General features: G+C 58.7%; 11 protein-coding genes and 1 pseudogene. 7 read left to right on the top strand and 5 right to left on the bottom strand.

Going from position 1 to position 14,607, the window contains the following annotated elements; genetic code table 11:
• The first annotated feature begins 465 nt into the window (after positions 1-465).
• The gene (locus tag GIW69_RS03970) at positions 466-1,950 is read left to right on the top strand and encodes an NCS1 family nucleobase:cation symporter-1 (protein WP_236480826.1); all 1,485 of its coding nucleotides are present in this window, start codon (positions 466-468) and stop codon (positions 1,948-1,950) included.
• A gap of 156 nt (positions 1,951-2,106) precedes the next feature.
• Complete coding sequence (locus GIW69_RS03965) at positions 2,107-3,390, top strand: Zn-dependent hydrolase (RefSeq protein ID WP_236480825.1); 1,284 nt, start codon at positions 2,107-2,109, stop codon at positions 3,388-3,390.
• A gap of 124 nt (positions 3,391-3,514) precedes the next feature.
• Here the strand turns inward: GIW69_RS03965 and GIW69_RS26340 are convergent.
• A pseudogene (locus tag GIW69_RS26340) lies at positions 3,515-3,694 on the bottom strand (amidohydrolase family protein); the annotation flags it as partial.
• Between the two features lie 159 nt (positions 3,695-3,853).
• On the opposite strand from GIW69_RS26340, the gene GIW69_RS03955 reads away from it, so the two are divergent.
• Together GIW69_RS03955 and GIW69_RS03950 are read left to right on the top strand one after the other, a co-directional pair.
• Entirely contained in the window at positions 3,854-5,350 is a 1,497-nt protein-coding gene (locus tag GIW69_RS03955) for a helix-turn-helix transcriptional regulator (RefSeq protein WP_236480823.1), read from the top strand.
• A gap of 192 nt (positions 5,351-5,542) precedes the next feature.
• Complete coding sequence (locus GIW69_RS03950) at positions 5,543-5,788, top strand: DUF1652 domain-containing protein (RefSeq protein WP_236480962.1); 246 nt, start codon at positions 5,543-5,545, stop codon at positions 5,786-5,788.
• A 727-nt stretch (positions 5,789-6,515) separates the two neighbouring features.
• Here the strand turns inward: GIW69_RS03950 and GIW69_RS03945 are convergent.
• The 3 genes from GIW69_RS03945 to GIW69_RS03935 all read right to left on the bottom strand — a co-directional run bounded on the left by GIW69_RS03945 (position 6,516) and on the right by GIW69_RS03935 (position 9,552).
• On the bottom strand, positions 6,516-7,283 hold the full coding sequence (locus GIW69_RS03945) for an SDR family oxidoreductase (RefSeq protein WP_236480822.1): 768 nt from the start codon (positions 7,281-7,283) through the stop codon (positions 6,516-6,518).
• Between the two features lie 37 nt (positions 7,284-7,320).
• Positions 7,321-8,388 carry a phosphotransferase family protein gene (locus GIW69_RS03940; protein ID WP_236480821.1) on the bottom strand — a complete coding sequence of 356 codons (1,068 nt, stop codon included), beginning with the start codon at positions 8,386-8,388 and terminating at the stop codon, positions 7,321-7,323.
• Positions 8,389-8,583: 195 nt separating this feature from the next.
• Positions 8,584-9,552 carry a 2-hydroxyacid dehydrogenase gene (locus tag GIW69_RS03935; protein ID WP_236480820.1) on the bottom strand — a complete coding sequence of 323 codons (969 nt, stop codon included), beginning with the start codon at positions 9,550-9,552 and terminating at the stop codon, positions 8,584-8,586.
• Between the two features lie 322 nt (positions 9,553-9,874).
• Between GIW69_RS03935 and GIW69_RS03930 the strand changes: the two genes are divergently transcribed.
• The 3 genes from GIW69_RS03930 (at position 9,875) to GIW69_RS03920 (ending at position 11,860) form a co-directional block, all read left to right on the top strand.
• Positions 9,875-10,069: a hypothetical protein gene (locus GIW69_RS03930; RefSeq protein WP_236480819.1), complete on the top strand. Its 195-nt coding sequence runs from the start codon at positions 9,875-9,877 to the stop codon at positions 10,067-10,069.
• Between the two features lie 99 nt (positions 10,070-10,168).
• Positions 10,169-10,354, top strand: a complete 186-nt coding sequence (locus tag GIW69_RS03925; protein ID WP_236480818.1) for a hypothetical protein — start codon at positions 10,169-10,171, stop codon at positions 10,352-10,354.
• A gap of 225 nt (positions 10,355-10,579) precedes the next feature.
• A complete protein-coding gene (locus GIW69_RS03920) occupies positions 10,580-11,860 on the top strand; it encodes a serine/threonine transporter (protein WP_236480817.1) in 1,281 nt (426 codons plus the stop codon).
• Positions 11,861-11,960: 100 nt separating this feature from the next.
• On the opposite strand, the gene acnB is transcribed toward GIW69_RS03920, so the two are convergent.
• Positions 11,961-14,570: a bifunctional aconitate hydratase 2/2-methylisocitrate dehydratase gene (gene acnB / locus GIW69_RS03915; RefSeq protein WP_236480961.1), complete on the bottom strand. Its 2,610-nt coding sequence runs from the start codon at positions 14,568-14,570 to the stop codon at positions 11,961-11,963.
• Positions 14,571-14,607: the final 37 nt, after the last annotated feature.

Below are 14,607 nucleotides of genomic sequence, written 5' to 3'. Positions count from 1 at the left end.
TAACTAACTGATAAATAAGAATAAAAAGTAACAATCACCAAAATGGTGAGGTCGATCACCATTTTGACGCACTTGACAGGATGCGAATATGGTCAACATTTCTTATGTGAAATCAGCTGCTTGAACAATGGTCTATGGTTGATGCGCCACAATGAAAAAAAGTGCAGTGCACCAGTTTGAGTCCTGTCTGTTCGGACAACTTGTTTGATCTTTAGCCTGAGGGTCGAAACACGTCGCGGCGAACTTGAACGGTAAATAATTAAAACTGATAAACATCAGTCAGTTGCAAAGCGTTGCAAGCATGGCCCGATGCGAAAGCGGGGAACCCGGCACGTAAATTGATGCCGCCGCTGACACCTTGGCCGGTGCTTGAAGTTGTCAGTTCCTCCGGCCATCGTCCGGCTTGCGCTCCTGAGTGCCAGCCCCTGATGAGCAAAAAATAATTCAAAGAACAGTGGAGCGGCCATGCAACAGATCAGATCGCAAGTGACCGAGCGCGACGGCTTGTACGAGCTTGAAGCCGGTAGCGACGTCCTCGACAGTCCCCGTTACAACCACGACATGGCACCGACCAAGGTGCACGAACGGACCTGGAACAAATGGCACATCACCGCGCTATGGGTCGGCATGTCGATCTGCGTGCCGACCTACACCCTCGGCGGCGTGCTCACCGCGTACTTCGGGCTGAGCGTCGGCGAAGCGTTAGTGGCGATTCTGTTTGCCAACATCATCGTGCTGATTCCCCTCACGCTGAATGCGTTTCCTGGCACTAAATACGGTATTCCGTTCCCGGTGTTGCTGCGCTCTTCGTTCGGCATTCTCGGCTCCAACGTGCCCTGTCTGATCCGTGCGCTGGTGGCGTGTGGGTGGTTCGGTATTCAGACAATGTTTGGCGGACTGGCGATTCACCTGTTCCTCGGCTCGGTGTTCGACGGCTGGAAGTCCCTCGGCGGAACGGGCGAGGTCATCGGCTTCATGGTGTTCTGGGCGCTGAACCTGTGGGTGGTGATTCGCGGTGCCGAATCGATCAAATGGCTGGAAACCCTGTCCGCACCGCTGCTGGTGGCCGTGGGGATCGGTTTGCTCGTCTGGGCGATGCCCAACGTCTCAATGACCGAGTTGATGGCGATCCCGGCGAAGCGTCCTGAGGGTGCGAGCGTGGTGAGTTACTTCGCGGCGGGGCTGACGGCGATGGTCGGGTTCTGGGCGACGCTGTCGCTGAACATTCCTGACTTCAGTCGTTACGCCAAGAGCCAAAAGGACCAGATCGTCGGGCAGATCATTGGCCTGCCGCTGACCATGTTTTTGTTCGCCGCCCTCGGTGTCGTAATGACCGCCGCGTCGGTGAAACTGGTCGGAGTTACCGTGTCGGATCCGGTCACCCTGATCGGCCATATCCAGAGCCCGGTGTGGGTCGCAATCGCCATGGCGCTGATCATCATTGCCACGCTGTCGACCAACACAGCGGCCAACATCGTCTCGCCGACCAACGATTTCCAGAACATCGCGCCGAAGGTGATTAACCGCACCAAAGCCGTGTTGCTGACGGGCGTGGTGGGTCTGCTGCTGATGGGGCATGAGCTGCTGAAAAAGCTCGGCTGGATCGTTTCCGAGGTCAGCCTGGAAAGCGTTTATTCGAACTGGTTGTTGGGCTATTCGAGCCTGCTCGGGCCGATTGCCGGGATCATGGTGGTGGACTATTTCCTGATCAAGAAACAACAACTCGACCTGGCCGGGCTCTACCGCGATGACGTCTATCCGGCGTGGAATTGGGCCGGGTTTATCGCCTTTGGCGTGCCGGTGGTGCTGACCTTGCTGTCACTGGGCAGCGATGCGTTCAGCTGGTTTTACAGCTATGGCTGGTTTACCGGATCGGCGTTGGGCGGGTTGATTTATTACGGGTTGTGCGCGATGCGGGCGCAGCCTTCAGTCGTGAAATCGGCGGTGTAGCGGATGGCCTTATCGCTGGCAAGCCCGCTCCCACAGGTTTTTGGCAGGGCACAGCATTTGTGTACGACCTTGATCCTTGTGGGAGCTGGCTTGCCAGCGATGACGGCCTCACAGACACCACAAAAATCTTCATAAGAAAAGCCTGAGGAGATCCCCATGAACGCAGCCGTAGACGTTCTGCAGTCCACCCATCAGCACATCAACCGCGACCGCTTGTGGGCGTCGCTCATGGAACTCGCCAAGCTTGGCGCCACGGTCAAGGGCGGCGTCTGTCGCCTGGCCCTGACCGACCTCGACCGCCAGGCCCGCGACCTGTTCGTGCAGTGGTGCGAGGAGGCCGGTTGCAGCATCAGCGTCGACGAAGTCGGCAACATCTTCGCCCGTCGTCCGGGACGCAATCCGAATCTGCCACCGGTGATGACCGGCAGCCACATCGACACCCAGCCCACCGGCGGCAAATTCGACGGTTGCTTTGGTGTGCTCGCTGGCGTCGAGGTGCTGCGCACGCTCAACGACCTTGGCGTAGAGACCGAAGCGCCGTTGGAAGTGGTGGTCTGGACAAACGAAGAAGGCTCGCGTTTCGCCCCGTGCATGATGGGCTCGGGGGTGTTCGCGGAGAAATTTACCCTCGAAGAAACCCTGGCCAAGGTCGATGCCGACGGCGTCACCGTTGGCGAAGCATTGAACGCTATCGGTTATGCCGGATCACGCAAAGTCAGTGGGCACAAGATCGGCGCCTATTTCGAGGCGCACATCGAACAAGGTCCGATCCTTGAAGACGAACAGAAAACCATCGGCGTGGTGCTGGGCGCGCTCGGACAGAAGTGGTTCGACCTGAAACTGCGCGGCGTCGAGGCTCACGCCGGTCCTACACCGATGCACCTGCGCAAAGATGCACTGGTTGGCGCCTCGGTGATCGTCGGCGCCGTCAACCGCGCTGCCCTCGGCCATCAACCTCACGCCTGCGGCACAGTCGGTTGCCTGCAAGCCTATCCCGGCTCGCGCAACGTCATTCCTGGCGAAGTGCGCATGACCCTCGACTTCCGTCATCTGGAACCGGCGCGCCTCGACTCGATGATCGCCGAGGTAAAACAAGTGATCGACGCCACCTGCGAACAACACGGCCTCACTTACGAACTGACCCCGACCGCCGACTTCCCGCCGCTGTACTTTGAAAAGGGCTGCGTCGACGCGGTGCGCAGCGCGGCACAAGGTTTGGGATTGTCGAACATGGACATCGTCAGCGGCGCCGGCCACGACGCAATCTTCCTCGCCGAACTGGGCCCGGCCGGGATGATCTTTGTGCCGTGCGAAGGCGGCATCAGCCACAACGAAATCGAAAACGCCGCGCCGGATGACCTGGCGGCGGGGTGCGCGGTGCTGTTGCGCGCGATGCTCGCGGCATCGGCGATGGTCGCCAACGGCAAAGCAGCCGCCTGAACATTCAACCCCGTTCCTGTGTGTGGCTTGCCAGCGAAAGCGGACTGTCAGTCGACACTTCGGTGACTGACGAACCGCCATCGCCGGCAAGCCACACACAGGGTTTTTCAGTGTGAGTGGATGAGTCGTCCACTTTCATCATCTCCTGAACACCTTCCCACGCTTCAGCACGCATTCGCTCGATAGCCAGCCCCGGAATCACGCCGTCATCGACGACAACCCGGCCGCCGACCAGACTGTATTTCACCGCGATCGGTTCGCCCGCGACCACGGGCGCCACCGCACGGTCATGGACGCCACAGAACAGCTGCCACTGCGATCTTTTGATGTCGGTGTTTTAATGGCCAGATCAAAAGATCGCAGCCTTCGGCGGCTCCTACAATTGATTATGTCGCCGTGTTTTGCACGTTTCTGAACGCGCGCGGTCGTAGCCTCACACGCGTGCCTTACCTATGGAGAGCCAATGAGCCCCGATGTCTTGACCACCGACACCAATCGTCGCCAGTTGCAGCAGATCATCGCGGCTTTGTCCGACGGGGTGATTTTGCTGGAGCTCGATCAGAGCATTCTCTGGGCCAATGAGGCGGCGTTGACGATGCATGGTGTGGGGCTGATGGGCGACTTGGGGCATAACGCGGATGACTACGCGCAGCGGTTCAATCTGCGCTATCGCAACAATCACACGGTGCTGGCGGACAATTATCCGATCCAGCGGGTGGCACGGCGCGAGACGTTCAGTGATGTGTTGGTGGAAGTGACGCCGGTGGCCGATCCGCAGCGTACCTGGGTGCACAGCGTGCGCAGCATGGTGTTGACCGATCGCGATGGCGAAGCCGAGTCGCTGGTGTTGATCATGAGCGACGTCACGGATTGGGCCAACGCCGAACAGCGTTTCGAGAAGACATTTAATGCCAACCCGGCGCCGGCGGTGATTTGTCGGTTGAGCGATTTGCGTTACATCAAGGTCAATTCGGGGTTTCTGGAGATGACCGGTTACACCCGCGATCAGGTGATTGGTGCCTCGGCCTATGAGCTCGATGTATTGGAGCAGGCCGATCGACGTGAACTGGCCATCGAACGTTTGCGCGACGGTGTGACGATTCCGCAGATGACCGCCGAGTTGCGCCTGTCCGACGGCCGCAGCAAGCAGGTGATCGTTGCCGGGCAGCCGCTGCCGCTCAATGACGAAGACTGCATGCTGTTTTCCTTCGTCGACATGGAGCCGCGGCACAAGGCTGAGGTCGCGCTGCGTCAGAGCGAGGAGCGGTTTGCCAAGGCGTTTCGCCTGACCCCGGTGCCGATTCTGGTGTGCAGCGCTGACGAGCAGCGGGTGATCGATGTGAATCAGGCTTTTCTCGATACCTTGGCTTACGCCAGCGATGAGGTGATTGGGCACACCATGACGCAGTTGGGTTTCATCGCCGACGATGCTTCACGCAAGGCTTTGCTGGCGGCCCTTGAAAAATCCGGACGCGTTGATCGGGTTGACGTGCAGATTCGACGCAAGGACGCCGGGCTTCTCGATTGTGCGGTGTCCGGGGATACGGTGAATATTGATGAGGGCGGGTGCTATTTGCTGGTGTTGATGGATATCACCGAGCGCAAGCGTACTGAGCTTGAACTGGTGGCGGCCATTGAAGAGGTAATGAAAGACGCGTCGTGGTTCAGCCGCACGCTGATCGAGAAACTGGCCAACGTGAAAAACGTCAATTCGCCGCAAACGCCGGACGTATCGTTCACTGATTTGACGGCGCGGGAACGGGATGTGCTGGGGCTGATCTGCGAAGGCCTGGCGGACAAGGAAATCGCGGCGCGATTGAAATTGGCGCCCAATACCGTGCGTAATCATGTAGCGACGGTGTATTCCAAGCTTGACGTGCACAGCCGCAGTGAGGCGATTGTCTGGGCGCGGGAGCGGGGGCTGTTTTCCAATGGATGGCGGCCTAAGGGGCAGAGGTGAGGGTGCAATTGCACTAGGTGCGGGGGTGCAAATACGGGTTTTGATCGCAGGCAACTGTTCTTAGGCTGGTGAGATGCGGCAAGGCTCTCGGGTTTTGGTCGCGTCCTCTTGAAATAGCTTAAGGAATTGCCTCATGTGTCTGTTCTGTTTTTCTGGATCGGGCGTTTTGTGTCATTTATCAGAGCGTGCGTTGTGATGTATCTGGCGCAGTTGCGTGCGCATCTGGAACACAGTTTTTCGCCGTTGGCGTGTGAGTGTGAGGTGAGTGGGGAGCACTCGTTAACGGTGAAGCTTTATCACCCGGTTTCGGGGCAGGTTGATTTGGTGGTGTCCGGGTTGAGTCTGGATGCTTTGCGTTCGGCGCAGGCTGTGGCGGGGTTGGTTGAGGAGTTGCGGTATGAGTTGGAGAGTAACTCTTTGAACCGTGGGATTGTTTGATCCTTGGCGGCCTTTGGGCCGACCAGGTTTTTGCTCGATGGGGTGAGTATCCGTTTCTTTGGGTGTTGCGGTTGGCGGTTTCGCGGTGTACCTCCAATCCCTGTGGGAGCTTGCCAGCGATGGCGGCCTGACAGCCGACCAAAATTTCGTGAGTGAACCGTCCCCCTGGAGTTGCCGAAGGCTACGATCTTCTGATCTGGCTTTGATCGTTCCCCTCTGGCTGCGGCTAATCAAATCATTTCTTTCATCCAAAGATCAGAATCGACAGCCAAAACTTCCCCATATAGCGGTTTTACTGGCGATCGCCCCTGTCTGGTCTATAAGGAATGAGTGGGTAGGTTTTCTGTAGCCGGGCTATGTCGTGCGCGGTTGCCGAAGTTTGATCGTCAATTTTCGCGAGTCAGCCTATGAATATGCTTGGGAAACGCGTGTATTCGCCGTTGTCGTGGGTGTTCGGGGTGGTGCTGTTGAGCGGCTGTGCGAGTCCGCCGCCGCCTCCGCCCGCAGCGCCCCCACCGGCGCCGGTGCGTACTTGTCAGACGGCCGAGAACACCGATGTGCTGGGTGAGGCGCGTGGGCCTGACGGGGAAGTGACGCGGGTGACGACTACGACGCGTTGTGTCACGCAATAGCGGGCATTTTGTAGGCATTGCCGCTGGCTGCGATCTTTTGACTTTGGCTGTAAAAAATCAAAAGATCGCGGCCTGCGGCAACGCTTACAGGGAGGTCAGGACAGGAAGCCGCCATCCACGTTAAGCGAGACGCCAGTGGTGTAGCTGGAGGCGTCGCTGGCGAGGTACAGGACGGCGCCGGCCATTTCACTCGGGTCGGCCACGCGCTTGAGCGGGATCTGTGCCAGTGCGGTTTTCAGGATCGCGTCGTTTTTCACCAGTGCCGAAGCGAATTTCGTGTCGGTCAGGCCCGGCAGCAGGGCGTTGCAGCGGATGCCGAATTGCGCGCATTCCTTGGCAAAGACCTTGGTCATGTTGATCACGGCGGCTTTGGTCACCGAATAGATGCCCTGGAAAATGCCCGGCGAAATGCCGTTGATCGACGCCACGTTGATGATGCTCCCGCCGCCGTTTTCACGCATCAGCTTGCCGGCTTCAACGGACATGAAAAAGTAGCCGCGAATGTTCACGTCGACGGTTTTTTGAAAGGCGCTGAGGTCGGTGTCCAGCACGTTGCAGAACTGCGGGTTGGTCGCGGCGTTGTTGACCAGAATGTCGAGGCGGCCGAACTGTTCCTTGATGCCGGCGAAAACCTGGCTGATCTGATCCATTTCGCCGATGTGGCAGGCCACGGCCGTGGCTTTGCCGCCAGCAGCAATGATGGCGTCGGCGACGTGTTGGCAGCCATCGAGTTTTCGGCTCGACACAATGACGTGTGCGCCTTGCTGGGCTAGCAGTTTGGCAATGGCTTCACCGATGCCACGGCTGGCACCGGAGACGAAAGCGATCTTGCCGTCGAGGTCGAACAACTGAGTCTTGGACATGGGTTTTCCTTGTTGTTATGCCGATGGCCGGGGCCGATCAGAGGCTGGATTTCTGAATGATCTGCAGGCTCATATGCTCCAGCAGTTTGTTCATGTGAATGAACTGTGCGAAGCGTTTGTCCTGGGTCTGGCCATGGAAGAAGCGGTAATAGATCTGTTGGACGATACCGGCGAGGCGGAAGAGGCCGTAGGTGTAATAGAAATCGAAGTTGTCGATCTGGATGCCTGCGCGCTCGGCGTAATAATCAACGAATTCGCGGCGGGTCAGCATGCCTGGCGCGTGGCTCGGCTGACGGCGCATCAGTTGCACCGGTGCCGGGTCGTCGGCCTGGATCCAGTAGGCGAGGGTGTTGCCCAGATCCATCAGCGGATCACCGAGGGTCGTCAGTTCCCAGTCGAGCACGCCGATGATCTGCATCGGGTTGTCCGGATCGAGGATGACGTTATCGAAACGGTAGTCGTTGTGGACGATGCTCGGGTTCGGATGGTCAGCCGGCATTTTGTCGTTGAGCCAGGCTTTGACCGCTTCCCACTGTGGCGCATCCGGGGTCAGGGCTTTTTCGTAGCGCTCGCTCCAGCCCTTGATTTGTCGGGCAACGTAGCCTTCCGGTTTGCCGAGGTCGGCCAGGCCGCAGGCCTTGTAATCGACGCGATGAAGCTCGACGAACTTGTCGATGAAGCTTTTGCACAGCGCTTCGGTTTTTGCTGAATCCAGATTGAGTTCCGCTGGCAGTTCGGACCGCAGGATGATGCCTTTGACCCGTTCCATCACGTAGAACTCGGCGCCGATCACCGACTCATCGGTGCAATGCACATACGCTTTTGGGCAATAGGGAAAGCCGTCGCGCAGTTGATTGAGGATGCGGAATTCGCGGCCCATGTCATGGGCGGACTTGGCCTTGTGGCCGAACGGCGGGCGGCGCAGGACGAACTCCTGTTCCGGGTACTCCAGCAGGTAGGTCAGGTTCGACGCACCGCCGGGGAACTGGCTGATTTGCACGGTTCCGGTCAGGCCCGGGATGTGGGCCTTGAGGTAAGGATCGATCAGACTGGCATCGAGTTCTTCGCCGGAGCGGATACGGGTGGACTGATCAGTAAGCGCCATGCTTATCCCTTCTGCTTATTTTGGAGGCCAGACATCATTGGCTAATCTAATGAAGCACAGACTCGGTCACAAGAGTGAGGGAGGTCTTATAGGTCAGCGTGTTGCTGGATAATCAGCGTTCCGAATGCGTCAGATCCACGATTTGAACAGGCCCCCTGTAGGCGCTGCCTGTGGCAGTTCCTGGACGGGGATGCGTCAGTGGACGCGTTGGTCGGCCAGTCTGGGCGGCAGATGTACCGGCGTCAGTACCGGTTGCCCGGAGAAAAACGCGATGAGATTTTTCCCAACCATCTCCACCGTGCCTTGCGTCGCTTCCGGCGAAAGCCCGGCGACATGAGGTGTGAGCAGCACATTACTCAACGTCTTCAGCCCGTCCGGTACCTGCGGCTCGTTATCGAACACATCCAGCGCCGCTCCTGCAATCCGCCGTTGTTCCAGCGCGCTGACCAGCTCCGCCGTGACTATCACGCTGGCCCGCGCGATGTTGACAATGAAACCGTTCGGGCCCAGCGCATCGAGCACCGGGCGGGTCACCAGATGCTGGGTTCCGAGGCCGCCAGGCGTGGCGATGATCAGAAAGTCAGAGGCTCGAGCCAACTCAGTCGGCGTCGAGCAGAACGCGTAAGGCACGTCGCTGCGCAATTGGCGATTATGGTAACTGACGCTCATGTCGAAGCCATTGGCTGCGCGCTTGGCAATCGCCATGCCCACCGCACCGAGGCCGAGGATGCCCAGGCGCTTGCCAGCGAGGGAAGGGCGCATGATCTTCGGCCATTCGCCCCGGCGCACGGCGGCGTCACAGCGTGGAATGTCGCGCACCAATGCCAGCAACATGGCCAGCGCGTGATCGGCGACCGACGATGCATTGACCCCGGCACCGTTGGTTACGGTAATGCCCCGGTCACTGGCCGCTTGCAAGTCGACATGTTCGTAACCGGCACCGATCACGGTGATAATTTTCAGCGCCGGCAGTGCAGCGATTTCTTCGGCGTACAACCCTAGCGGCCCACGGGTCAGCACCGCGTCGATCCTCGCGCCGTGGGTGGCGATGGCCTGGGCGCGTTCGGCGGGCGTCGGCGCCAGAATCAGGTGAAAGCCCTGTTGTTCCAGGATCGGCAGGTAGTCATTGATCGTTTCAACCAGTACCAGAACGGTTGCGGGCATGCGCGGCTCCTGTGAACGTCGGCGTCGAGGGTGAAAGTCGTTTCAGAGTGCTGATTCCAGAGCGGTTTGGCAATGGTCGGCAGTTGTTGGCGGCAGGTTCGCATCAGGCAGTGTAGGTCAGGTTGTCAGGCTCGGGGCGTTGGCGCAATCGCCCAAAAAAACCATACATGCCCCACTTACTCTATTTTCGGACGTTGCCTACAACCATAAAGGAAGTGATCCGCTATCCAGTGAGTGATGAACAGGAAATCATCTAGAGGTGAAAGTGCGGTTCAGGATGAACCAGCAGCCGAGTGTAGCGGCCAATAGCCAGGGAAGGCTCATGCTTCAGAATGATCGCGAAAATCTTGAGCTCGACAAGCTGCAGATTGAAATACAAAAACTTGGTGCTGAAAGAAGCAAGCTCAAAGCCGAGGAGAGAAAGCTGAAGCTGGAGGCCATCCTGTATCCACTGGCAGTAGGAGGCGGGGTGTTAACGGCATTCGTTACGGCAGTGGGGCTTCTGCTCAAGCTGTGAGTGAAGCCAGGTTCCAAAAAGGAGCGCTGATTTTGCGATTGTACAGGACCCAAGATCCCGCGTCAGCAGCCTCTACTGACGTCACAAAAGGAAAATTGCATGGAAATCGAAGACCGCAGCGCCAGACTGAAACGACTCTATCGGGAGGAAGCCGAATTTGCCGAAGACAGTCCATTTCTTTCCGACGCTGATGTTCGTACAACCTTACTGCTGCTGGGCATCGGTGCCTTGTCAGCGTTGGCTTGCATTTCAATCGGCATCGCAGTGGTTCGCCTATTGCTTTGAGTAACAGAACTGAAAACGACACGGAGCGTTCAACCAGCGACGCTGAACTTCCCAAAAACGACAATCCGTTGAGCTCCTCCGTACAACCATTCCTCCGCTAAGTCTTTGCTTCTGCTGGTTTATCCCGGACAATCGCGCCCCTGTTTCGGTCATGACGTTTCTGTCGGTTTTATCCGACACGTCCTGACCGGGTGACAACTGACCGGAATGCGGAGATCCGACCGGATGAATGATCAGGCCAATAGCGTCGACGACCGCTATGAAGCGGCGGCACCAGCTGAGCTTTCAAGCTGGAATCGCCATGACACCACCTGGATGCTGGGGCTGTTCGGAACGGCAATTGGCGCGGGTACCCTGTTCCTGCCGATCAACGCAGGTCTCGGCGGCTTCTGGCCGTTGCTGGTGCTTGCGGTATTGGCGTTTCCCATGACGTTCTACGCGCATCGTGGCCTGACCCGCTTTGTGCTCTCCGGGCGCGACGGCGCGGACATCACCGAAGTCGTGGAGCAGCATTTCGGCATCAAGGCCGGCGCGTTGATCACGTTGCTTTATTTTTTCGCGATCTTCCCGATCCTGCTGATCTACAGCGTCGCGCTGACCAACACGGTCGGCAGTTTTCTTGAACATCAGTTGCACATCACGCCGCCGCCACGCGCCCTATTGTCACTGGTGCTGATCCTGGGTCTGCTGGCTGTGGTGCGTTGCGGCGAGCAGATGATCGTCAAGGCGATGAGCCTCATGGTGTATCCGTTCATCGTCGCCCTGCTGTTTCTGGCGGTGTATCTGGTTCCACACTGGAACGGCGGCATCCTCAGCACTGCCTCGCAGGTGCCGGCACCGTCGGCACTGCTGCACACACTGTGGCTGGCGATTCCGGTCATGGTGTTCTCGTTCAACCATTCGCCGATCATCTCGGCGTTTGCGGTCGATCAAAAGCGTCGCTACGGCACCCACGCTGAAGAGCGCAGCTCGCAGATCCTGTCGCGTGCTCACGCGTTGATGGTGTTGATGGTGCTGTTCTTCGTGTTCAGTTGCGTCCTGACCCTGTCGCCGGCGCAACTGGCGGAAGCGAAAGCGCAGAACCTGTCGATCCTTTCCTACCTGGCCAATCATTTCAGCAACCCGACCATTGCATTCGCGGCACCGTTGATTGCGTTTGTGGCGATTTCCAAGTCGTTTCTTGGCCATTACATCGGCGCCAGCGAAGGCTTGAAAGGCCTGATCGTCAAGAGCGGCAGGCGCCCCGGGGCCAAGACCCTGGATCGTATCGTTGCAGCGTTCATGCTTGTGGTGTGCTGGATTGTGGCGACGCTGAACCCGAGCATTCTTGGCATGATCGAGACGCTGGGCGGGCCGGTGATTGCGGCGATTCTGTTCCTGATGCCAATGTATGCGATTCGTAAAGTGCCGGCGATGGCGCGTTATCGTGGGCAGGCATCGAATGTGTTTGTCGCGGCGGTGGGGCTGGTGGCGATTACGGCGTTGATCTATTCGTTGTCCGCGTAAAGGAAGATCAACAGAACGCAGCCTGCAGGGTGCACAACGCAGGCATAAAAAAAACGCCGCCCCTTTCACAAGGGGCGGCGTTTTTCATTGCGTTACAGCGTTAGGCTTGAACGACCGGGATGTTGGCGTTCGCAGCAGCTTCACGGAACTCGGCAATCTGGTCGAAGGACAGGTAGCGGTAGATATCGGCCGCCATGCTGTCGATCTTGCCAGCGTATTCCATGTACTCCTCGACGGTCGGCAGGCGACCCAGGATCGATGCAACGGACGCTAGCTCGGCCGAGGCCAGGTAGACGTTCGCGCCGTCGCCCAGACGGTTCGGGAAGTTACGGGTCGACGTCGACACAACGGTCGAGTTCGGCTCTACGCGTGCCTGGTTACCCATGCACAGCGAGCAGCCCGGCATTTCCATGCGCGCGCCAGCCTTGCCGTAAATGCCGTAGTAGCCTTCTTCGGTCAGTTGGTGAGCGTCCATCTTGGTCGGCGGCGACAGCCACAGACGGGTTGGCAGCTGCCCCTTGACCTGATCCAGCAGCTTGCCGGCAGCGCGGAAGTGACCGATGTTGGTCATGCACGAACCGATAAACACTTCGTCGATCTTCTCGCCAGCAACGCTGGACAGCAGACGGGCGTCATCCGGGTCGTTCGGCGCGCAGAGCACAGGCTCGTTGACGTCGGCCAGATCGATTTCGATGATTTCGGCGTATTCGGCGTCGGCATCGGCTTCCATCAGTTCCGGGTTGGCAACCCACGCTTCCATCGCTTGGGCACGACGTTCCAGGGTACGCGCATCGCCGTAGCCTTCGCCGATCATCCAGCGCAGCAGAGTGATGTTGGAGTTCAAGTACTCGGTGATCGACTCTTTCGACAGCTTGATGGTGCAACCGGCAGCCGAACGTTCGGCCGAGGCGTCGGACAGTTCGAAAGCCTGTTCCAGGGTCAGACCTTCCAGGCCTTCGATTTCCAGGATGCGGCCGGAGAAGGCGTTTTTCTTGCCCTTCTTCTCGACGGTCAGCAGGCCATTCTGGATAGCGAAGTAAGGAATGGCATGAACCAGGTCACGCAGGGTGATGCCAGGTTTCATTTTGCCTTTGAAGCGCACCAGGATCGATTCCGGCATGTCCAGCGGCATGACGCCGGTGGCAGCGGCGAACGCGACCAGACCGGAACCGGCCGGGAACGAGATGCCCATCGGGAAACGGGTGTGCGAGTCACCACCGGTACCGACGGTGTCTGGCAGCAGCATGCGGTTCAGCCACGAGTGGATGATGCCGTCGCCCGGACGCAGCGAGACGCCGCCACGGGTCATGATGAAGTCAGGCAGGGTGTGGTGGGTGGTCACGTCGATCGGCTTCGGATAGGCCGCGGTGTGGCAGAAAGACTGCATCACCAGATCTGCGGAGAAGCCCAGGCACGCCAGGTCTTTCAGTTCGTCACGGGTCATGGGACCTGTGGTGTCCTGAGAACCGACGGTGGTCATCTTCGGCTCGCAGTAGGTGCCAGGACGAACGCCTTGGCCTTCTGCCAGACCGCAAGCCTTGCCGACCATTTTCTGCGCCAGGGTAAAGCCCTTGGTGCTTTCAGCCGGCGCTTCCGGCTTCTTGAACAGGTCGAACGCCGGCAGACCCAGTTCGGCGCGAGCCTTCTCGGTCAGGCCACGGCCGATGATCAATGGAATACGGCCGCCAGCGCGAACTTCGTCCAACAGAACCGGGGTCTTCATTTCGAAGGTGGTGATGACTTCGTCGGTGCCGTGTTTGCAGACTTTGCCAGCATGCGGGTACAGGTCGATCACGTCGCCCATGTTCATGTTGGAAACGTCGAACTCGATTGGCAGGGCGCCGGCATCTTCCATGGTGTTGTAGAAGATCGGAGCGATTTTGCTGCCAAAGCAGAAACCGCCGGCACGCTTGTTCGGCACGTAAGGCACGTCGTCGCCGAAGAACCACAGTACGGAGTTGGTTGCCGATTTACGCGAGGAGCCGGTACCGACCACGTCACCGACGTAGGCGATAGGGAAGCCTTGACCGCGCATTTCTTCGATCTGCTTCATCGGGCCGATGGCGCCCTGCTGATCAGGCACGATGCCTTCGCGGGCCATTTTCAACATGGCCAGGGCGTGCAGCGGGATGTCCGGGCGCGACCAGGCATCAGGCGCCGGGGACAGGTCGTCGGTGTTGGTCTCGCCCGTCACCTTGAACACACGCAGGCTGATCTTGTCGGCCAGAGTCGGGCGGTTCTTGAACCATTCGCCGTCAGCCCAGGATTGCAGCACGGCTTGAGCGTGAGCGTTGCCGTTCTTGGCTTTTTCGGCCACGTCGTGGAACGCATCGAACATCAGCAGGGTGTGCTTGAGTTGAGCGGCAGCGACCGGCGCCAGTTCGGTATCGTCGAGCAGTTCAACCAGGGTCACGATGTTGTAGCCGCCCTGCATGGTGCCGAGCAATTCTACAGCGCGCTTTTTATCAAGCAGAGGGGAGGACACTTCGCCCTTGGCCAGTGCAGACAGGAAGCCGGCTTTGACGTAGGCCGCTTCGTCCACGCCAGGTGGAATGCGATTGGTGATCAGGTCAACGAGGAATTCTTCTTCGCCAGCCGGAGGGTTCTTCAGCAGCTCGACGAGGCCGGCTGTTTGTTCGGCGTTAAGCGGCTGGGGAACGATACCCAGTGCTGCACGCTCTTCGATATGTTTGCGGTAGGCTTCAAGCACAGTTATTACCCTCATCAGTGGTCCCAAATGGGTGTCC

Origin of the sequence: Pseudomonas syringae, from assembly GCF_021605415.1 — a bacterium.
Taxonomy (GTDB): domain Bacteria; phylum Pseudomonadota; class Gammaproteobacteria; order Pseudomonadales; family Pseudomonadaceae; genus Aquipseudomonas; species Aquipseudomonas syringae_S.
Note: the sequence above shows the minus strand (reverse complement) of the source record. Positions and strands in the feature narration are given on the sequence as shown.